This is a genomic window from Variovorax brevis, assembly GCF_030317105.1.
Lineage (GTDB): Bacteria > Pseudomonadota > Gammaproteobacteria > Burkholderiales > Burkholderiaceae_C > Variovorax > Variovorax brevis.
In genome coordinates this window covers 1-19,324 of the sequence record NZ_JASZYG010000011.1, presented here as the reverse complement: position 1 = coordinate 19,324, position 19,324 = coordinate 1, and the positions used below count along the sequence as shown (strand labels likewise).

Below are 19,324 nucleotides of genomic sequence, written 5' to 3'. Positions count from 1 at the left end.
AGCTTGGCGCCCCTCTTCCCAGAGAGCGACCCGCAAACGCTCGATAGCACCATAGATGCATCCACCGTTTCGCTCGTTCGGTCGGTCATCGAATCGCGATTCAATGGGTTCGGAATGGGCTATTGGCCGCTGTTGCCAGCGTGTCGTGGCGAATGCGATCCTTCGGCGCGGCCGGTCTACGATTCAGTTGGGCCCACTGCGGAAGTTCGGTTCTACAAACAGAACTGCGAAGAGCAGTCACTCACATGGCGACAATCCTGGGCTAGAACTCGCAAAAGCCGCCCCCTTCCTGTCTTGTGATCTTTTTGCCCGAATCCAGCCGTAGTGTTGCGGACGACTATTTCTGGGAGCGGATGAAAATTGGGGGACTGCCCCTCAGCCCCAACTATGCGATCGTGTCCTTGCGCACACTCGCATGGGCCAAGCGGTGCAGGCCGGTGAGCTCGGCCACCGTGCGGGACGATGGCAACGCGCAAGTGCTTGGCACCATCGCGCTTGCGGCCGCCTGCAAACCAATCGAAAACTTAAGTACTGCCGCTCCTTGTCGCATCAGCCCCTGGGCCGAGCAGTCTTTGCGCCTCGGTTTCCAGACGTACTGCGTCATCGAAGTTCTGGAGGCCTATCTGGTTGAAGACTCTCTTGAACTGACGCGCAACCGCCGGTTGCAGGGAAGCAAGCCGCTTTGCAAGCTGGACTGAAACCGCCTCCAGGTCTTCAGGCACTACAACTCGCCAGACGAGGCCCCAGGCGCAGGCTTCCTCTGGAGTGAACTCGTCTCCGAGAAGCGTGAGCGCCTTGGCTCGGCTCAGGCCAGCGTAGGCAGGAAGCGTGGCGCTCAAGCCGCCGGTGACGAACACGCCGAGCGATGCTTCCGGAAGCTTGAAGCGACTGGTGGTGGCAGCAACGACGACGTCCGCATTGAGCATCCATTCGAGTCCGGCGCCAATCGTCCAACCGTGGACCGCGAATAGAACAGGCTTGTCCAGCCGGACAAGTGAAGTGGCGACTGCTTGCACAAGCGCCAGATCGCGCTCGGTCGGCGCGGCGCTCACGTCGCGGCCAGCGCAAAAGGCTCTTCCGTTGCCGCGCACGCGCAGGGCACGGACTGTGGTGTCCGCGGCCGCACCGTCGATTGCCTCGAGGAGGGCCTGCGCGACGTCGTTGTCGATGGCGTTGAGTTTGTCGGGACGATTCAGCGACAGCGTCATGACGCCATCGCTCACGTGTGCCAACAGCGGGGACTGAGTCATTTGCACATGATGCACGAGGATCGGCTCACCCGGTCTGTATTGAGGTGCCGACGCAATCGTTGCTCTGGGCCGCCCGGATCCGCATCGGCCATGCAGCGATCAGTTGGCCGTGATCTTTCGCTCGCGCACGATAGCGCTCCACTTGGCGTCTTCCTTCTTCATGAAGGCTGTGAGTTCGGCGCGCGTGGTGGGTTGCGGCGTGAGACCGTGCCTGTTCAGGGCATCCTTGACGCCCGGGTCGTTCAGCACCTTCACGATCTCCAGGTTCCACCGATCCAGTATCGGCGCCGGCGTCTTGCCCGAGGCCACAAAAGCGTACCAGTTCAGTGCCTCGAACCCAGGGTAGCCCGATTCGGCCACCGTCGGAATGCCGGGCAGGTAGGCTGGCCGCGTCGCACCGGTGGTGGCCAGCGGGAGCAACTTGCCAGCTTCCACTTGCGGCATCGCCGTGGGTGGTGCCGCGAAATACGAAGTCACACGCTCGCCCAGCAGGTCCTGCAGGGCTGGCGCGCCACCCTTGTAAGGCACGTGCACCATCTCCACGCCGGCGCGCTGGTTGAACAGTTCGCCCGCCAGGTGCGAAGCCGAGCCCGCGCCGGTGGAGGCGAAATCCACGGCGCCGGGCTTCTTCCTGGCGAGGGCCACGAATTCGGCCAGCGTGGTCACCTCCGCGCCCTTGTGCACCACCAGTACGTTGGGGAAGTTGACACCGCCCGAGACCGGCGCCAAGTCCTTGAACGGGTCATACCTCACCTTCATCACATGCGGCGCGATGGTCAGCGGCCCGATCGAGCCGAGCAACAGCATCGAGCCGTCCGCCGGACCGCTGGCGACTTGCTGATGCGCGATGTTTCCCCCTGCGCCTGCCTTGTTTTCGACGATGACGCTTTGACCGATGTTCTCGCCCAGTTTCTTTGCGATCAGGCGAGCCGCCGCGTCCGCTGCCCCGCCGGCGGCGAAGCCCACGACCAGCGTGACGGGCCTTGCGGGCGGAAAGTCCTGCGCATGGCTGGGCCCCGCCAGCAGCAAAGAGGATGCGGCCAGCGCGGTGGACTGCAAAAGGTAACGTCGAATCATCTTGGTTCTCTCGAGTGGGTGTCTGGTGATGCTGTTCATTCGTCGCCCAGCCCGATCGGGCTCGGCTGGCGCTTTTCGATCGCATGGCGCAGCAGCGCGGCGCTACGGAAGATGCCGTGCGCGAACTTGCCATAGGGCAGCGTGGCGAAGAGCGCCATCACCGCGCCGAGGTGGACGCACAAGAGCACGGCCAGGGCCGGCGTACCGCGTCCCAGCCACAGGGCCAGGCCGCTCGCGCTGGTCAGGAACAGCAGCGCGATGAAGCCCAGGTCCATCGGCTTTTGCGCGGCGTCGCCATGCAGCGGGTGGCGCCGGCGGTTCAAGCCCCACAGGCCGGCCGTGCCGATCATCAGGCCAACACCACCGACCACGCCGAGCAGCTTGGGAAGACTGGGTAATTCGTAGGGCGCGACCCAACCGAAAACGTAGTGGTAGAGCGTGGCAACGCCGGTGGCCGCAACGCACAGCAGGAAGCCGTAGAAGGTGAAGTGATGGAAGCGTCGACGCCACAGCGTGAAGGCGTCGTCCTCGTTGTTGCAGCCTTCGCCGTGCCCGCCGTCCAGGTACTTCAGGCGCAGCACGGCATCGGTGGCCTCGGCCGCGGCCCGCCCGCTGATCGGTGCGTCGCCGGTGGCCGGCGTCACCTCGCGCCAGAAGCGCCGCACGCCCATCGTCAACGCCAGCGTCGCGTACAGGAACACCGGCGCGAACATGCCGACCAGCAGGTTGTGCGGGAACAGCTGGTAGAAGTTGCCGCCGAGCCCGCCGCCCCACAGCGTGCCCTTCAGGGCGACGGCCAGGATCAGGAAGAGCGCGAGGCCGGCCGACAGTGCCAGCGACAGCGTCAGGCCGTTGCGCTGGTAAAGCCGGCCCAGCGCCGGCGGCCAGGCGTAGTCGGCATAGGTCTGGCCACGCACCTCGGCCATGGCCTTGGGCACTTTGACCGCGAACTCGTGCGGCGGCGCGTACTGGCAGGCATGCAGGCAGGCGCCGCAGTTGTGGCACAGGTTGGCCAGATAGTGGATGTCGGCCTTGCCGAACTCGAGGCGCCGCGTCATCGCCGGGAAGACGGCGCAGAAGCCTTCGCAGTAGCGGCAGGCATTGCAGATCTGCATCTGCCGGCCGACTTCGGCCTCCCGCGCGTTCAGGATCGGGATCACCCGCATGCCGCCGTTGGCCAGCATGCTGGCCTCGCGGGTCAGGACTTCAAGCGCTTGCATGATCGACTTTCCTTGTTGCGGCTGCAGCTGCCGCCTGTTTTCCGGCAATGCGGCCGAAGGCGGTGCCGATCGCCATGCCGACGCCCGCGGTGTAGCCCTTGCCGAGCACATTGCCGGCCATCATTTCGCCGGCCACGAACAGGTTGGGGCTGGGCCGGCCGCTGAAGTGCACTGCGGCGCGGTCGTTGACCTTGAGGCCCAGGTAGGTGAAGGTGATGCCCGGCTTCAGCGCGTAGGCGTGGAAGGGTGGCGTGTCGAGCGGCCGCGCCCAATGCGTCTTGGCGGGTGCCAGGCCCTCGGTGTGGCAGTCATCCAGCGCGGTGTGGTCGAAGGTGCCGACACGGCAGGCAGCGTTGTAGGCCTCGACGGTCTGGACGAAGGCCGGCTCGGGCAGGGCGAGCTTGCGCGCCAGTTCGGCCAGCGTGCGCGCCGTGGTGCCGGGGAACACCGGCGGCATGAAGCGGCCGATCGCCTTCTGGTCGATGACCGAGTAGCCGATCTGTCCCGGCTGCTGTGCCACCAACCGGCCCCAAATCGCATAGCGCTTGGGCCAGAAATCCTCCCCCTCGTCGTAGAAGCGCTCGCCCTCGCGGTTGACCACCACGCCGAGCGACACGCAATCAATGCGCGTGCAGATGCCGCCGTCGTAAAGCGGGGCGCGGGCATCGATCGCGACCATGTGGGCCTGCGTCGGGTCGCCGATCGCGTCGGCGCCCGATTCGATCATGTGCCTGAGCAGCACGCCCTGGTTGAAGCGGGTGCCCCGGATCAGGAAGTTGTCGGCCGGCCATTCCCCGCGGTCGTTCACGCCCCAGGCTTCGCGCAGCCATTCGAGGTTGGATTCAAACCCGCCCGCCGCCAGCACGCAGCTTCGAGCTTCGATGCGCTCGCCCCCGGCCGTGCGGAGGGCGACGAAGTCATCGCCATTGAGTTCGACCGACACCACCGGCGTGTCGTAGCGGATCTGCACGCCGAGTTTTTCCGCGCTGCGAAAGTACGCGTTGACCAGGGCCTTGCCGCCGCCCATGAAGAAGGCATTGGTGCGCGCCACGTGCAGCGCGCCCGACAACGGTGGCTGAAAGTGCACGCCGTGCTTTCGCATCCAGTCGCGACAGTCCGACGACGCACGGATCACCAGACGCGCAAGGTGCTCGTCGGTGAGGCCGCCGGTCACCGTGAGCAGATCCTGCCAGTATTCTTCTTCCGGATAGACATCCACCAGAACGTCTTGGGGCGCATCGTGCATGCAGCGCAGGTTGCGGGTGTGCTGCGAGTTGCCGCCGCGCCATGCGCGCGGAGACGATTCGAGCAGCAGCACGCTGGCGCCAGCCTCGCGCGCCATCAGCGCGGCGCACAGGGCAGCGTTGCCGCCGCCGACGACCAAGACATCGATCATGGGATTTGCCTCTTCGTGGGGGTGAGCCGACTGTAGGCAGCAACGGCAGCGCGCGAAACTGCGAAGTTGGCAAGGGGTCTTCAGTCTTCGTGAAGGGTGGCGCCGGGCCAATGGCCGTCGCGCACCAGAGCGCGTGCCACGTCGGTCAGTACCACCCGGGCCGCCAGCGCGGCGGGTGACAACTCGTCATTCGACACACTGGCCAGCAGGTTGCTGCGGCCGGCCTGCGCATCCGCAATCACTGCTTGTACCAACTTGCCATTTCCGAGGCGAGCGGTGACGGCGCCGGGCTGGATGGTGGCGCCGCGGCCTGCGCGCACCGCATCCATCAGCAGCGAGAGGCCGTCGATTTCGGCAATCACGTTCGGCGTGGCGCGCACCCGTGCAAAGGCGGCCTCGATAAGCGCGCGCAATCCATGCGTGCCGCTCGGCACGATCAGCGGCAGCGTACCGAGCTGCGCCAAGCGTACGCGCGGCTTGGCCGGCAGTCCTGGCAGCCCGGCGGCGCCGATCACGTAAAGCCGCTCGTCCAGCAGCGGCATCACGCTCCAGCGTCGAGCCGTTTCGGTGCGAAACAGGATCGCCAGGTCCAGTTGGCGCGCATTGAGCATGGTCGCCAAGTGCCCCGACAACGCCTCTACCAGGTGCAGCCGGACAGCTGGATAGCGTTCGCTCATCGCCTGCATCAGCGGCATGCCGAGCACCGAGGCGGTGGTCGACGGCAAGCCGATGCTGACGTGGCCGGCGAGCCGGGCCTGCTGCGCAGCGCGTACCGCCTCGTCGGCATGGCGCAGCGTGAGCTGGGACTGCTGCAGGAAGGCCAGGCCTGCATCGGTCGGCGTCACACCGGTCGACTGGCGCTGCAGCAAACGGGTGGACAGTTCGCTTTCCAGCCTGCTGATCTGCTGGCTCAACGCCGAGGTGACGACGCCCAGTTCCAGCGCCGCCCGTCCCATGCTGCCGAGCTCGCACACCTTGACGAAATATCGCAGTTGCCGCAGTTCCATGGTCGTGTCCAAAACGGCGCAGGCAGTCCCGCACCCTTGCGCTATTCCAACACGGATGGCTCGCGACCCTTCGACTCTCGCAAGCAGGTTCGGGGGCGCCTCGCGCAATCGCGATCTTTCACCCCAGTCGAAGAAGGCCGGGCGCGCAAGCGCACTTGCTGTTGGCGTTCTTAGATGCCGCTAGTACGCTCACATATCGCGCTAGTGCAGCGCACTTTCAGTCTTGTCGCGACCTCTCGAGCTCAAGGCGGCCAACGACCCTGAGCCCCAGGGGCGCAACACCTGAGGATCTGGACCCTCCGGTTCTGAATCGCTCTAAATGGCACTTGGCGCGATTGAGGAACATCTCGCCCACACTTGCAAGAACCCCGGTCACACGCTACACCGAGTTGCCATCCAGCAGCACCCGTTTGGATGCCAAGAAACGCGGGAATCCATCGCTAGATCAACAACGTACCGTTAGTCGTCACTAGCGCTATCTTTCTCGGTGCCGGAAAGGTCGCGATTGCTGACCCACTCCGCGAAGGGGAAGAGAGCAGCATTGCCATCAAGGTGACGGGCGACCACGGTACGGGCGCCGGACGTGTAGAGCCAAATCGAACCAACCAGAACTAGCCACAAAGAGATGCTGGCGATGATGAGTGACAGCCACGATTTCTTCAGTCAGAACGGCCTCACGCGTCTTTTGTCGTAGAAGAAAGTAAATCTGGGTCTTCCGCACTTTGTGTGACGCCCAAGTCGGTGGGCTTGATTGCGCTCATGCACGACCTCATCTCCGGGCAACATGACCAGTGGTATCGGTGTCGTCGATCGCGTTCTCGCTCGGGTGGGCAAGCGCGTCGTCGGCTGCATCGAGCAAGGAGGGTCTTTGGTAGTGCAGGCCTGCAGTAACGTGCGCGCTGCACCTTGTCCGTCCTGCCGCTGCTGGAGTGGTCGCCTGCACGGAAGCTATTTCCGCCAGTTGGCAGAGCGCCCCGTCCTCAACGAGCAGCTCGTGCTCTCTGTCGAAACGCGACGCTTTAAGTGCTTGAACACAGACTGTCCGCGTCGAACTTTTGCCGAGGATATCTACGCGTTGGCGGGCCGGCATCAACGTCGCACTCGATCACAGGCTCGGGCCCTGCGTGCGCTGGGTCACGCCCTGGGTGGTGAAGCGGCCACGCGGCTCGCCTCCGAGTTGGGTTTGAAGACCAGCGCTGACACCGTGTTGCGGGAGTTGCGACGATCGGCTGCGACCCGACGCAGGCACCTGCCTCGCATAGTGGGCATCGACGACTGGGCGATTGCCAAGGGTCACTACTACGGAACCATCGTCGTCGATCTAGAGCGCCGCGAGCCGATCGATGTCTTCGCTGGCCGGGAAGCGACTGCAACGGCGGCCTGGCTGCGCGCCAACCCCTCCATCCGGATCATTGCCAGGGATCGGGCAGGGGCCTACTCAGAGGCGGCGGACATCGCACTGCCAGCCGCCACCCAGGTCTCTGACCGTTGGCACCTGCTATGCAATCTGCGCGACCACGTCGAAAGAATGCTGAATCGACTGGGGCCGCAAATGCGCCGTGCAGCGCAGCAAGTCACCGTCGACGGTGTGACACTGGGGCGTCAGGGATTGCCTTATGGCTCTGGACTTCGCGGATGGCAGCGTCTGAGCGATGACCGGCGCGCCGCGCGTCTGGCGTTGTACGAGAAAGTGACGGCGCTGCACACGCAGGGTGGCAGCATCAAAGGCATCGCGCGCCAACTGTCCGTTGACTATCGAACCGTACGCAATTTCGTCGTGAGCGGCGCATTTCCAGAGCGCGCGCGCAGGGCGAGAGGGCCAACGCCGATGGATGCCCACCGTTGCTACATCGAGGAGCGAATTGCCCACGGCTGTCACTCTCCGAGGCGGATCTGGCAAGAAGTCCGGCAGCGCGGCTATACGGGCAGTCGCGCCACTGTGCACGACTGCGTCATGCGCCTGCTGTCTCCCCAGGGCAAGCCGCCGTTGGCCCGCGTCTCTGTACGCACCATGCCGTGTCCGTCGACTCGCCGCGCGTTCAGTTGGCTCATGGGATGGAGGAAATTTGGAGTCGACGAGCCCAAACATGTCGACCATGAGCGGTTTGTGCAGGCGCTGTGCCAAATCGAGCCCGTGGTCGCCGAAGTTCGCAGCCTTGGGCGGAGGATCCTCGGACTCATGCACCGGCGAAGTCCCCGGGACTTCGACCGTTGGCTCCAGCGTTTGGGCAAGTGCAGCGCGCCTGAGATGCAACGCTTTGCGCGCAGCTTGCGCAACGACCTGGCTGCCGTGCGGGCGGCCTTCACGCTGCCATGGCAGCAATGGCCAGACAGAGGGCCATGTCAACCGCCTGAAGTACCTCAAGCGCCAGATGTACGGGCGGGCAAGCGTCGAGTTGCTACGGCTGCCAGTTCTGGGCTCGAACTGACGCGCGAAGAAACGAATCGATGTCGCCGACGCCGGCCCGATGAAGCCGGCGACTCTGCACGACCTGCGTGCGCTCGAGGGTTGGATAGCCGGGACCAAACTGTGCCAGCCCGAAGACCTGAGCCCTTCGAATATTCCCCACGATGCACATCGCGACATCCGCGTCACACAAAGTGCGGAAGACCCGGATTTACTTTCTTCTACGATTGGCAAGGTCGCGACCGACGACGCTTCCGTCGAGGTCGACGCGAATAATCGCCACCAGTCTGTCGGCAGCGACGGCAACAACGTCAGGAAGCGCCTGGAAATGACCCATTTCCATATCCCCTCGCAGGTGAGTGCGAACATGGTGATAGATTGAAGGGTTCAAATGCAAGGTAGTGCCAATTGAAAGGGTCAAAGCCATGACGAATCAATAGCGTCGGGAAAACGCTCTCGTGAGCGGCGCTCGCCTAAAAACCGCCATGCGCCATGGCTCTCCCTGATCTGGCGCTGACAGAATGAATAAAAGTGACAGATCGAAGGGGAACCGACAGCTCGATAAACGCCCGTTGCCGTCGATTCCGAAGGAATTGATTAATCAGTTCGTCGCCGGTCCGATGACGCATGACGCTGTGAATGCGGCGACGGTGGCATTCAGAAAGGCCCTGATCAAGCGCGCCTTGGCGCCGAGATGTCTCACCACCTGGGCTACCCCAATGGCGCGAGCAAACCCGAATCCAGCGCTCCAGCCAGCGCAACGGGCACAGCGCCAAGACCGTGCTGGCCGACGATGGGCCGCTGCGCTTCGAAGTGCCGCGCGACCGAGCAGGCTCCTTCGAGCCCGTGCTCATCCCCAAACACGAACGCCGCTTCACCACCGAATCCTCAATGAAATTCGATACGGCGACTGCACTCGGATCGCGTGGGTGCCTACGGACGACACACATGTGAACGGTTGCATCCGAAAGTCGCGAACTGGGGTTCCGGGCCCGTTGCCGACACTCACCATCCGCGAAAGCGGACCTTCGACCGCGGTTGACGCAAAAATATGATGAGCGTAATATTGCGGCCATCATGTCAGCCATCACCAGCCGCAAGGAACTGACCCACGATCGCATCCTGGATGTAGCAGCGCGTGCAATTCGCCGCGCCGGTTACGACGGCGTCGGTCTGGCCACTATCATGAAAGAGGCCGGCCTGACGCATGGCGGCTTCTATGCCCACTTCGCATCCCGCGATGCTCTGTTGGCCGAGGCCACGCAGCGTGCCGGTCGCGACACCGGGGCCGTGCTCGTCGATCGGCTGCGCCAGGCGCAGGCCCAAGGGATGAGTCCGTTCTCCGCGCTGGTCCACACCTACCTGGCCGATGCGCAACTCGAGAATGCCGAGTGCGGTTGCGTGGTCGCCGCGTTGGCCTCCGAAATCCCGCGTCAGTCCTATGAGGTCGCCAGCGCAGCCCGCGCCCGCGTGCTGGGCCTGGTCGAACTGGTGCGCCGCACCCTTCCTGCCAGTGTCGAGCCGGCGCAAGCGCAGGTGGTTGCTGCCACTTTGGTCGGCACGCTGCAACTGGCGCGCACGCTCCAGGGCAAAGCGGGCAAGGCCTGGCTGTCGGACGCGCGGAACAGCCTGATCCAACAGTACGACGCCTGAGGCGCCGGTTGAAGCCGCCGCCGCGCTCTTGCGCACCGGTAAATATGACGATCATCATTTTAGGAACATCATGAAACTCGACAACGCCACCGTCCTCATCACCGGCGCCAATCGCGGCATCGGACTTGCGTTCGCCAAGGCCGCCCTGGCGCGCGGTGCGCGCAAGGTCTACGCCGGTGCACGGGACCCGAAGAGCGTCACGCTGCCCGGCGTCACTCCGATCCAGCTCGACGTGAACTCGCCTGCCGACATTGCTGCCGCCGTCGAGGCGGCCGGTGACGCGACGGTGGTCATCAACAACGCCGGCATCGCACAGTTCAACAGCCTCCTCGCGTCAGATGCCGAGGCGAGCTTGCGCCAGCAACTGGAGACCAACGTCTTCGGCGTGTTGCGCATCAGCCGCGCGTTCGCGCCGGTGCTGGCCGCCAACGGCGGCGGCGCGCTGCTCAACGTGGCTTCGGTTGCCAGCTGGATCACGAGCCCGGCGCTGGCTGCGTACGCGGTGGCGAAGTCGGCCACCTGGAGCCTCAGCAACGGCCTGCGCAACGAATTGCGGGCTCAGAAGACGCAGGTGCTGACACTGCACATGGCCTTTGTCGACACCGAAATGACACAGGGCATCGCCAGCCCCAAGTCGACGCCGGAGGACATCGTCGCCAGGGCGTTCGACGCGCTCGAAGCCGGCGCCGATGAGGTGCTGGCAGACGAGATGACCCAACAGGTCAAGCTCGGCTTGTCAGCGCAACCTGGTGTGTACCTGCAGGCGCGCGACTGAGCATGACGGCAACCGTCGACACACCGGCTCTGCGCGCCGCGACGCCCGCGTCGCCGTGGCCCGTGTTCTGGGTCGCCAGCATCGCCACCTTCCTGGTTTCGCTGGATACGACAATGCTGTTCGCAGGCTTTGACGCCCTGCGGTATGCGTTCGCCGACGCCTCGGCGGCCGACCTGTCGTGGGTACTGAACGCATACACGGTGGTCTACGCCACGATGCTGATTCCCGCGGGCGGCCTGGCCGATACGCATGGGCGCAAGCGCGTGTTTCTGGTCGGTGTGGCGCTGTTCCTGGCGGCCTCAGCGGCCTGTGGTCTTGCCGGCAGCGTGGGCTGGCTGATCGCGGCTCGGGTGTTGCAGGCTGTCGGCGCGGCGCTGCTGACGCCGGCATCACTGTCGATCGTGCTGGCGGCGTTTCCTCAGACCAGGCGCGCGGTGGTGGTGAGCCTCTGGGGCGCGGTCGGTGGACTCGCGGCCGCAGTGGGCCCGAGCGCAGGCAGCTTCGTGATCGACAACTTCGGCTGGCCCTGGGCGTTCTACATCAACCTTCCTCTGGGTGGACTCGCCTTGTGGCGAGGTGCGTCGCTGTTGAACGAATCGGAAAGGTCCAGCGAGCGTCGAAGGGTGGATGGCGTCGGCATGGCCTTGCTGATGCTGGCGGTGGGTGCCGTCACCCTGGCCATCGTCGAGTCCGATGTGCCCACCTGGAGTCGCATGGAACTCGCGATCATGGGTGCGACCGGGTTGATCGCCGCCGGTGCCTTCGTTGCGTGGGCGCGCAGGGCCAAGGCGCCGCTGGTGGACCTGGCACTGTTCCACAACCGCACCTATTCCTACGTCAATTTCGCCACACTGGCCTTCGGCACGGCGTTCTCGATGATGTTCCTGAGCTTGTTCTTCTACATGATGAACATCTGGCACTTCAGCCTGCCGCAGGCAGGCCTGGCGGTGACACCGGGGCCGCTGCTCGTGATGCCGACTGCCATCGTCACAGGTCGCCTGGCGACACGGCTGGGTCATCGCCCCTTCTTGGTCGGCGGTTCGTTGCTGTATGCCTGCAGCAGCCTCTGGTTCCTGCTCGTACCGGGGACCGAGCCGCAATATCTGTCGCACTGGCTTCCCGGACTGATGATGAGCGGCATCGCGGTCGGCCTGGTGCTGCCATCGCTGTCCGCCGCTGCAGTGAGCCGCCTGCCGGTGGCGCACTACGCCGTCGGCAGTGCGGTCAACCAGGCCACACGCCAGATCGGCTCGGTGCTCGGCGTGGCGCTCACCGTGGCGTTGCTGGGCCATGCAGCGCTGCAACGCACGGACTTCAACGCCCTGTATGCCCTGCACGGGGCGCTGGCGCTGCTCACTGGCCTGCTCTGCCTGCCGGTGGACACCAGACCGCGGGCGGCGCGGCCGTGAACATGGCCGCTCGATGCGACGTCGACGTCTGCTCCTGCAGCAGCGGACCGGCATTGCGATCACTTTTCCACACCAACAGTTGGATCATCCTTCATGTCGATTGAGAACACGGTCGAAGCCACGGTGAACGCCTGGCAGGCGCAGTTGCAGCAGGTGAGGCAGCGCAGGCTCGAACGAGGCGGAGGCCGTGCCGGCCTGGCCGATGCGCACCAGGTTCAAGGCAAGACAGGCCTGCAGGTGATGACCGCCTTGCTCGAAGGCGACTTGCCCCATCCGTACATGGCCGACACCTTCGACTGTGACTTGGTCGAGTTGGGTGATGGGCGCGCGGTCTTTCAGGCGACTCCGCAACTCAAGCACTACAACCCGCTGGGCTCGGTGCATGGCGGCTGGTACGCAACCTTGCTGGACTTCGCATTGGGATGCGCGGTGCAGACCAAGCTGCCTGCCGGGCGAAGCTACACAACCAGCCAGATCAATCTCAACATCGTCCGGGCCGCCAGCACGAAGACCGGCCCGCTGCGTTGCGTAGGCACCGCCTTGCACGTCGGCCGTCAGGTCGGCACGTCTGAAGCGCGGATCGTCGGCCCGGACGGGAAGCTGTATGCCCATGCGACAACCACCTGCGCCATCTTTGAGTCGCCGCCTCCTGCGCCTTGACTCACAAGGTCGCGACTCCTTTTGGCGCTCGCCCGTGGCGACCCGCTCATTGCCCAATCAATCCGTAGCGGCCCATTCGGGTCCGCCACAACCAGAAAGACCATGAAAGCGCTCACCTTCAAACGCTACGGCAAGTCGCCGGAGATCGGGTTCTTCGACCTTCCCCGCCCCACGCCAAAGGCCGAAGAATTGCTGGTTCAGGTCCACGCGGCCAGCGTCAATCCGATCGACAACATGATCCCCACCGGGATCTTCAAAGCCGTCGTGAAATTCCAGTTTCCGGCCACGTTGGGCAGTGATCTGGCCGGTATCGTGACCGAGGTCGGTAGCCGCGTGACCCGGTTCAAGGTCGGCGATGCGGTCTTCGCCAACATCTTCGACCAGGGTACCGGCTCCATTGCCGAGTTTGCGGTGGTCCCGGAGAGCGCTGCCGCGCTGAAGCCGGCCAATCTCGACTTCGTGCAGGCGGCATCGATTCCGATGGTCGGGCTGACCTCGTGGCAAGCGCTGAAGGAACGCGTCGATCTTCAGTCGGGCCAGAAGGTCTTCATCCCTGCAGGCTCCGGCGGCATTGGCACGTTCGCCATCCAGTTGGCCAAGCTGTTGGGTGCCAAGGTAGGAACGACCACCAGCACCGGCAATGTCGAACTGGTGCGCAGCCTGGGCGCCGACGAGGTGGTCGACTACAAGAAGCAGGATTTCGAGACCGTGCTGCGCGGCTACGACGCGGTGCTGGGCACCGTCAGGGGCGACTCGATCGAGAAGTCCATCGGCATCCTCAAGGCGCGGGGCAAGATCGTCTCCCTGGTCGGGCCACTGGACGTCGCATTCGCTCGCGCTCGCCGGCTCAATCTCGTGCTTAAGCTCGTGTTCGCGCTGATGAGCCACAAGATCATGCGCTTGGCAAAGAAGCGGGACGTCGACTACTCGTTCCTCTTTGCCCGCCCCGACGGCGATCAGCTCGACCACATCGGCAAGCTGCTGGAGACGCAGCGCATCCGGCCGGTGATCGACAAGGTGTTTCCGTTCGAACAGGCCAAGGAAGCACTCGACTATCTAGCCTTGGGACGCGCCAAGGGCAAGGTCGTCGTGAAGATGGCTTGACGCCCCTTCATCGGCCGCGGCGCCCCTTGGCGTAGAAGAAGGTAAATCTGATACCGGCCACGCGGGCCGTTTGCCTCTGGGGGCTGCTCGGGTAGTCACAGCCTTACCGTCGCAAGAAAGAAAGTAAATCTGGTACTTCGCAACCGCGCAAAGCAAATTCGATACTTCGCGAATCCAATGCCTCGGGGGCTGCGTAAGGTGTTGAATCATGAGGAGTTTTGCACCACGCTTCTCGACACCGCTGGACGCACCACGGCCACGCGGTGCCCGGCTGCTCGAGGGCTTCAGCCCCAAGCTGGGCAGGCGGATCCGCCTGTTCGATCGTGCGACATTCGACCTTTGGCTCTGCCTGGAAGCCGATCCGACGGTGCTGTGCCTTTGTGAACGCCCTCTTCGCTTGAGTCCTGCACGCGGATCTCGCCTCGTTGATTTCTGGGTTCACCGTGACGACGGCGAACAGTTGTTGCTCGTCGAAGACGGTGAGGATGACCTCTCGTCCCCCACCGCGAGCGACATCCCGCTTCGACGCGTCGCGGCCGCAGACCTCGCTGCAGCCGCGACATGGATCTCCAACTGGCAGCGGATGTTGCCAACGATCGTTTGCACGGGAGCGTGGATGCAAGCTTCACTGCCGCTATCGATATTTCCGTACGTACGCGAACCGATGGCGCTGTTGTTGAGGAGCGCTATTTCTGCTAGCCAGGATCGCTAATTGCGCTAGGGAGCGGCCAGAAATGGAGGCTACCGCTCGATCGAACAAAGTGCGAGGATCGCTCCCCCAAAACCCTTTGAACGGAGCTACCCATGCGAATCACGATTCAGGCAGTGGTGGCCCGCTAAGACGGCCTCCCATCGGCGACGGTGGTCTTGGGAATGATAGAGCGGCAGCCTGACTGCGCACCGTCATCGGGCCTTGGCCTGTTCGTTGGTGAATCCCACGACGTCCTGCGCCGACTGCAGGGTGTGATGCTGCAGGAGAAGACGGCGACCTTCCTCAAGTCGGCTGCCTCGTGCAAGGGTTGCGGTGCGCGCCTCCCAATGAAGACTACGAGGTCGCTGGTCTACCGCACTGCCTTCGGCAAGACAAGGCTCAATAGTCCGCAGCTTTACTCTCGCTGCGCCCACTGCGGTATCAAGGCCTCTGCCGGTTCCAGTTTCAACCCATTGGCTCTGGCCATACCCGAACGAAGTCATCCGCAGTGGGTCTGGCTTCAGTGTCGATATGCCAGCGTCATGTCGTATCGCTTGGCTCAGAGCTTTTTGCGCGATGCATTTCCAGGCGGAGCGACACTTGCGTCGTCAAGCTTGAAGAGCAACGTGCTGAACATAGGGGAGCGACTCGAGGGCGAAATGCAAGACGCGGTCAAGCGAACGGCAACCGCCTGTTATGGCGCGCCTGCTCCGGTCGGGCCCAGCGAAGTCACCATCCAGATCGATGCTGGCTACATCAGGTCGACTTCCAAGGTAGACGGGCGACGGTGGCTGTCGGCCCTCGCCTCAAAGATTGTTCATCCCGAACTCGGGCGCAATCTCGCACACGCGTGCTTGACGGGTTGCGACCCTTGGGCAGGACTTCGACAGCAGGCGTTTCTTGGCTCCGCCGGCATTTCTCCCGCAGTCCGTCGTCGTCCTGTCCGACGGGGGAGAAGACGTCGGGTGGGCGTGCAAACTACCGGGCGCCAAAGAGCGAGTTCTGGACTGGTTCCACGCCGGTATGCGCTTCCAGCATTTACTGATTGCAGTTCAAGGACTGAGGGGTGCCAGCGCGCAGATGCGAGGATCAATGAAGCGACGCATCACCGGGGCCAAGTGGCTGCTCTGGCACGGTCAGCGCGATAGATGCTTGCAGCGCCTGGAGGCGGTCGGCCGCGCCACCGGCTGGGCCGGTGCAAACAACGCGCCCGGTCGACTGATTCGGTATCTGCAAACCTGCGCAAAGTATCTGGTCAACTACGCGCAGCGCCGGGCGCATGGGCAACCGTTCACGAGCGCTGGAGCTGAATCCGTTGTCGACTACGTCATTGGTCAACGCATGAAGCGTAACGGGCACATGCAGTGGACGCGCGTGGGTTCAAATGCGCTATTGCAGGTGCGATGCGCTTTCCTCAACGGACAGGACGTCCGAAACTTCAAGCGCTGGTATCCGCCGGACGGGCGGATACCGCGAAGTGCCAGCGCTTTGCCGACGACCTAAATCTCGCCTCCATTTCTGGCGCTCCCACTAGCGGAAATAGTCGTCCCCAACACAAGGTGAGGCGCAATGAGCCTTGCCCCTGCGGCAGCGGCAAGAAGTTCAAGAAGTGCTGCGGAGAGCGATTGAACTGCACTGAGACAGATCGCAGATCGAGCCGCTCGGTCACTGCATGAGTCGCCACGGCAGCAGGGCTTCGTAGTCGTCGGCCGTCTGCGCCAGCGGCAGCTTCTTGAACAGGGCGACGAGGTAGCGATACGCGCTTCCATAGGCGCCTTCGCATCGCTGGCACATTCAAGGAGTCGCATGCGTTCACCGCAAGATGAGCATGAGAAGACGTGGGGTTCGACGGCTTGCTCCAGGCCGATCTGCAGGCTTCGCCCCGCAGTCCAGCGCCTCTGGCTTCGGTGGGCGTGGACTCGCAATCGTAGCGGCCTGGAGCGATGTGCAACTGCGATGGTCCGTCATCGGCGCCTCGTCATGAGAATGTGCCGAACAACGCCCCCACTCCTGCGGTAGTCGCCATTGCGAGCGTTCCCCACAACGATACCCGCCAAACGCTCTTGGCAACCGGTGTGCCGCCGATTCGCGCAGCCACGGCACCGAGCAAAGCCAGAAACGCGATGGCTGTCCCAGCCGTCCATGGCAGTAACGTTGCCGCAGGCGCAAGCGCAGCCACGGCAAGGGGCAATCCTGCGCCGGCGGAGAAGCTGGCGGCCGAAGACAACGCGGCCTGCACCGGGCGAGCGCTGAATGCCTCTGTGATACCCAATTCATCACGTGCGTGGGCCCCGAGGGCGTCATGTTCCATCAGCTGGGCAGCAACCTGCTGCGATAGCATGCGATCGAGGCCGCGTCGCATGTAGATGCTTGTCAACTCGCGGTGCTCTGCTTCGGGGTCCGTACTCAATTCGAGGCGCTCGCGTTCCAGATCGGCTTCCTCGGTGTCTGCCTGCGAATGGACTGAGACGAACTCGCCTGCCGCCATCGACATCGCTCCAGCAACGAGCCCTGCCGCCGCAGTCATCAGAACGTCGGCATGAGCGGCCTGTGCCGATGCCACACCCACCACCAAGCTTGACGTCGAGATGATGCCGTCATTGGCGCCCAGCACGGCGGCACGCAGCCAGCCTGCGCGATGAGTCCGATGACGCTCGGCGTGCGAGCGAAAGTGATGGATCTTCATCTGTGGCGCATGGGGTGAGCTTCTCAAGCTTCGCCAAGTGCTTGTTGCGATGCCAAACCCGACGCAGGAATAAGAATCGTTGTAGTTCTCGCTCCCAGTTGCATCCAACAACTAGTCGCGCTGATCGTGTGGTTCACTCTAAAGTACACCAGCATGAGCTTCCTGAAAAGACGACGCAAGGTTGGCGCTGATGATTGTAGAGAAACCATGGCGAGTGAGGCCTTGGGACCAGACCGTAAATTTGTCCAGTTGTGGCCCTGCTCCGCTGTTGAAGAGCCGGGATCGGGAGGGGGAGTGGCTAAGTTCGGGGGCGTCTCCTATGAAGCAGGGATCGCGGCTGGAACTCCTACGATTCGACGGTCAGGCGGATACCAGCGCTTGAAATTGCGTATGTCTTGGCCGTTGAGCACTGCACATCGCACTTGCAGCAAGGCGTTCGCACCCTCACGCGTCCAGCGCATGTGCCCGTTGCGCTTCATGCGTGGCCCAATGACATAGTCGACCACGGACTCTGCCCCTGCGCTTGATACCGGCAGGCCTTGCGCTCTTCGCTGTCGATAGTTCACGAGGTAGCGCGAGCAACCTCGCAGATAGCGGATCAGCCGCCCTGGTGGATTGCGGGCGCCGGCCCAGCCCGTGTCTCGCCGCCATGACTCGAGGCGTTCCAGGCAGCGCGCTTGCTGCCCGTGCCACAACAACCACTTCGCCTTGATCACGCGCCGGCGCATTCCATACTTTGCGTCTGCGTCCGCCCCTACCGTGATGACTTTCGAGGGCCGGGCCCCCTCCCCTTCAATGCATGCCTGCATTGAGATTCGCATCGCACGTCTCCGTCAGAGTGGGGTCGCAATGCTCCTCCTTTCCGCCGAAAATGCACCCTGCTTTTGGCCACTCCCGATCCTCGCGCGCGGGCAGGACCTCTCCATGGTGCTGATCGACATCATGATGCTCGAGATGGATGGCTACGAGACCATGCGCGAGATCCGCAAGGAACCGCGCTTGCGCACACTGCCGATCCTCGCGCTCACGGCCAAGGCGATGAAAGGCGACCGAAAAAAAGTGCCTGAACGCTGGGGCCAGCGACTACATTGCGAAGCCGGTGAACACCAAAATTGCTATCGCTCATGCGCGTGTGGCTGTTTCGATGATCCGAACTTTAAGACCGACATGACCACCACTCAGTCTCCGGTCGCCGACGCCGACGCTGTCAACATCCTGCTCGTGGACGACGAGCCCGCAAATCTGGCGGTGCTCGAGGCGGTTCTGGAGCACTCCGGCTATCGCCTGGTCCACGCGTCGTCCGGCGAGCAAGCGCTGCTCGCGCTCATGACGCATGAGTTTGCGGTGCGCGTCCTTGACGTCAACATGCCCGACATGACCGGCTTCGAGCTCGCGGAGCTGATCAAGCAACGCAAGAAGACCGCGCAGGTACCGATCATCTTCCTCACCGCCTACTTTCATGATGAGCAGCACGCGGCCACTGGCTACGACACCGGTGCTGTCGACTATCTGCACAAGCCCGTCAACGTGGGCGTCCTGCGCTCCAAGGTGGCAGTCTTCGCCGACCTCTACCGCAAGGAGCGCGCGCTGCAAATGGCCAACCAGGCACTGCTCGCGGAGATCAAGGAGCGCCGCAGCGCCGAGGAACGGCTGAAGCTGGCCAACGAGACGCTGGAGCGACGCGTGCTCGAGCGCACCGACGCGTTGCACGCGAGCGAGTCGCAACTGCGCGAGGCGAACCGGCGCAAGGACGAATTCCTTGCGATCCTCGCGCACGAACTCCGGAACCCACTCGCGCCTGTGGGCTACGCGGTGAGACTGCTGCGGCTCAAGGCCGCGGCAAACCCGGAGGTTGAGCGAGGGGCGCAACTGATCGAACTGGGCTGCTGCCGGTTTCGTGGACACTGGCCTAAGCTTTTTGAGCTTTCTCGAACTCTATCGGACTGACGTAGCCGAGCGTTGAATGACGACGCGTCGGATTGTAGAAAC

The 19,324-nt window shown here is 63.7% G+C and carries 15 protein-coding genes and 4 pseudogenes; 12 read left to right on the top strand and 7 right to left on the bottom strand.

Features of this window, described 5'->3' with window-relative positions; translation table 11 throughout:
* Positions 1-524: 524 nt before the first annotated feature.
* The 5 genes from QTI66_RS27975 to QTI66_RS27955 form a co-directional block, all read right to left on the bottom strand.
* Positions 525-1,208, bottom strand: coding sequence for an enoyl-CoA hydratase/isomerase family protein (locus QTI66_RS27975; protein ID WP_286563465.1), 684 nt, complete (start codon positions 1,206-1,208; stop codon positions 525-527).
* Between the two features lie 141 nt (positions 1,209-1,349).
* Positions 1,350-2,327, bottom strand: a complete 978-nt coding sequence (locus QTI66_RS27970; RefSeq protein WP_286563464.1) for a Bug family tripartite tricarboxylate transporter substrate binding protein — start codon at positions 2,325-2,327, stop codon at positions 1,350-1,352.
* A 35-nt stretch (positions 2,328-2,362) separates the two neighbouring features.
* Complete coding sequence (gene tcuB, locus QTI66_RS27965) at positions 2,363-3,547, bottom strand: tricarballylate utilization 4Fe-4S protein TcuB (protein ID WP_286563463.1); 1,185 nt, start codon at positions 3,545-3,547, stop codon at positions 2,363-2,365.
* Entirely contained in the window at positions 3,534-4,943 is a 1,410-nt protein-coding gene (gene tcuA / locus QTI66_RS27960) for an FAD-dependent tricarballylate dehydrogenase TcuA (RefSeq protein ID WP_286563462.1), read from the bottom strand. The genes tcuB and tcuA overlap by 14 nt, the downstream gene beginning before the upstream one ends.
* An 80-nt stretch (positions 4,944-5,023) precedes the next feature.
* Complete coding sequence (locus tag QTI66_RS27955; protein ID WP_286563460.1) at positions 5,024-5,950, bottom strand: LysR family transcriptional regulator; 927 nt, start codon at positions 5,948-5,950, stop codon at positions 5,024-5,026.
* A gap of 784 nt (positions 5,951-6,734) precedes the next feature.
* Here QTI66_RS27955 and QTI66_RS39945 point away from each other — a divergent pair.
* From QTI66_RS39945 to QTI66_RS27895, 11 genes and pseudogenes are all read left to right on the top strand, one after another.
* Positions 6,735-8,379: pseudogene (locus QTI66_RS39945) on the top strand (ISL3 family transposase).
* 39 nt (positions 8,380-8,418) lie between these two features.
* A complete protein-coding gene (locus QTI66_RS27940) occupies positions 8,419-8,739 on the top strand; it encodes a hypothetical protein (protein WP_286563627.1) in 321 nt (106 codons plus the stop codon).
* 139 nt (positions 8,740-8,878) lie between these two features.
* A pseudogene (locus QTI66_RS27935) lies at positions 8,879-9,236 on the top strand (transposase); the annotation flags it as partial.
* A 198-nt stretch (positions 9,237-9,434) separates the two neighbouring features.
* The gene (locus QTI66_RS27930; RefSeq protein WP_286563459.1) at positions 9,435-10,010 is read left to right on the top strand and encodes a TetR/AcrR family transcriptional regulator; all 576 of its coding nucleotides are present in this window, start codon (positions 9,435-9,437) and stop codon (positions 10,008-10,010) included.
* Between the two features lie 70 nt (positions 10,011-10,080).
* Positions 10,081-10,785, top strand: coding sequence for an SDR family oxidoreductase (locus QTI66_RS27925; protein WP_286563457.1), 705 nt, complete (start codon positions 10,081-10,083; stop codon positions 10,783-10,785).
* 2 nt (positions 10,786-10,787) lie between these two features.
* The gene (locus QTI66_RS27920) at positions 10,788-12,194 is read left to right on the top strand and encodes an MFS transporter (protein ID WP_286563456.1); all 1,407 of its coding nucleotides are present in this window, start codon (positions 10,788-10,790) and stop codon (positions 12,192-12,194) included.
* A 93-nt stretch (positions 12,195-12,287) separates the two neighbouring features.
* Positions 12,288-12,854: a PaaI family thioesterase gene (locus QTI66_RS27915; RefSeq protein WP_286563455.1), complete on the top strand. Its 567-nt coding sequence runs from the start codon at positions 12,288-12,290 to the stop codon at positions 12,852-12,854.
* 102 nt (positions 12,855-12,956) lie between these two features.
* The gene (locus tag QTI66_RS27910; RefSeq protein WP_286563454.1) at positions 12,957-13,958 is read left to right on the top strand and encodes an NADP-dependent oxidoreductase; all 1,002 of its coding nucleotides are present in this window, start codon (positions 12,957-12,959) and stop codon (positions 13,956-13,958) included.
* 208 nt (positions 13,959-14,166) lie between these two features.
* Complete coding sequence (locus QTI66_RS27905) at positions 14,167-14,670, top strand: hypothetical protein (RefSeq protein ID WP_286563453.1); 504 nt, start codon at positions 14,167-14,169, stop codon at positions 14,668-14,670.
* 1,071 nt (positions 14,671-15,741) lie between these two features.
* Positions 15,742-16,152: a hypothetical protein gene (locus tag QTI66_RS27900; RefSeq protein ID WP_286563626.1), complete on the top strand. Its 411-nt coding sequence runs from the start codon at positions 15,742-15,744 to the stop codon at positions 16,150-16,152.
* The gene (locus tag QTI66_RS27895) at positions 16,053-16,325 is read left to right on the top strand and encodes an SEC-C metal-binding domain-containing protein (RefSeq protein ID WP_286563452.1); all 273 of its coding nucleotides are present in this window, start codon (positions 16,053-16,055) and stop codon (positions 16,323-16,325) included. Before QTI66_RS27900 ends, QTI66_RS27895 begins: the two co-directional genes overlap by 100 nt.
* On the opposite strand, the pseudogene QTI66_RS27890 reads toward QTI66_RS27895, so the two are convergent.
* Together QTI66_RS27890 and QTI66_RS27885 are read right to left on the bottom strand one after the other, a co-directional pair.
* Positions 16,315-16,407: pseudogene (locus QTI66_RS27890) on the bottom strand (transposase domain-containing protein); the annotation flags it as partial. The gene QTI66_RS27895 and the pseudogene QTI66_RS27890 sit on opposite strands and share 11 nt — an antisense overlap.
* Before the next feature lie 220 nt (positions 16,408-16,627).
* On the bottom strand, positions 16,628-17,335 hold the full coding sequence (locus QTI66_RS27885; RefSeq protein ID WP_286563451.1) for a VIT1/CCC1 transporter family protein: 708 nt from the start codon (positions 17,333-17,335) through the stop codon (positions 16,628-16,630).
* A gap of 762 nt (positions 17,336-18,097) precedes the next feature.
* On the opposite strand from QTI66_RS27885, the pseudogene QTI66_RS27880 reads away from it, so the two are divergent.
* A pseudogene (locus QTI66_RS27880) lies at positions 18,098-18,874 on the top strand (response regulator); the annotation flags it as partial.
* Between the last annotated feature and the right edge of the window lie 450 nt (positions 18,875-19,324).

Coding starts and splice junctions, on each gene's coding strand:
- QTI66_RS27975 (WP_286563465.1), bottom strand. CDS start 1,208: ATGACGCTGTCGCTGAATCGTCCCGACAAACTCAACGCCATCGACAAC.
- QTI66_RS27970 (WP_286563464.1), bottom strand. CDS start 2,327: ATGATTCGACGTTACCTTTTGCAGTCCACCGCGCTGGCCGCATCCTCT.
- tcuB (WP_286563463.1), bottom strand. CDS start 3,547: ATGCAAGCGCTTGAAGTCCTGACCCGCGAGGCCAGCATGCTGGCCAAC.
- tcuA (WP_286563462.1), bottom strand. CDS start 4,943: ATGATCGATGTCTTGGTCGTCGGCGGCGGCAACGCTGCCCTGTGCGCC.
- QTI66_RS27955 (WP_286563460.1), bottom strand. CDS start 5,950: ATGGAACTGCGGCAACTGCGATATTTCGTCAAGGTGTGCGAGCTCGGC.
- QTI66_RS27940 (WP_286563627.1), top strand. CDS start 8,419: ATGAAGCCGGCGACTCTGCACGACCTGCGTGCGCTCGAGGGTTGGATA.
- QTI66_RS27930 (WP_286563459.1), top strand. CDS start 9,435: ATGTCAGCCATCACCAGCCGCAAGGAACTGACCCACGATCGCATCCTG.
- QTI66_RS27925 (WP_286563457.1), top strand. CDS start 10,081: ATGAAACTCGACAACGCCACCGTCCTCATCACCGGCGCCAATCGCGGC.
- QTI66_RS27920 (WP_286563456.1), top strand. CDS start 10,788: ATGACGGCAACCGTCGACACACCGGCTCTGCGCGCCGCGACGCCCGCG.
- QTI66_RS27915 (WP_286563455.1), top strand. CDS start 12,288: ATGTCGATTGAGAACACGGTCGAAGCCACGGTGAACGCCTGGCAGGCG.
- QTI66_RS27910 (WP_286563454.1), top strand. CDS start 12,957: ATGAAAGCGCTCACCTTCAAACGCTACGGCAAGTCGCCGGAGATCGGG.
- QTI66_RS27905 (WP_286563453.1), top strand. CDS start 14,167: ATGAGGAGTTTTGCACCACGCTTCTCGACACCGCTGGACGCACCACGG.
- QTI66_RS27900 (WP_286563626.1), top strand. CDS start 15,742: ATGAAGCGACGCATCACCGGGGCCAAGTGGCTGCTCTGGCACGGTCAG.
- QTI66_RS27895 (WP_286563452.1), top strand. CDS start 16,053: ATGCGCTTTCCTCAACGGACAGGACGTCCGAAACTTCAAGCGCTGGTA.
- QTI66_RS27885 (WP_286563451.1), bottom strand. CDS start 17,335: ATGAAGATCCATCACTTTCGCTCGCACGCCGAGCGTCATCGGACTCAT.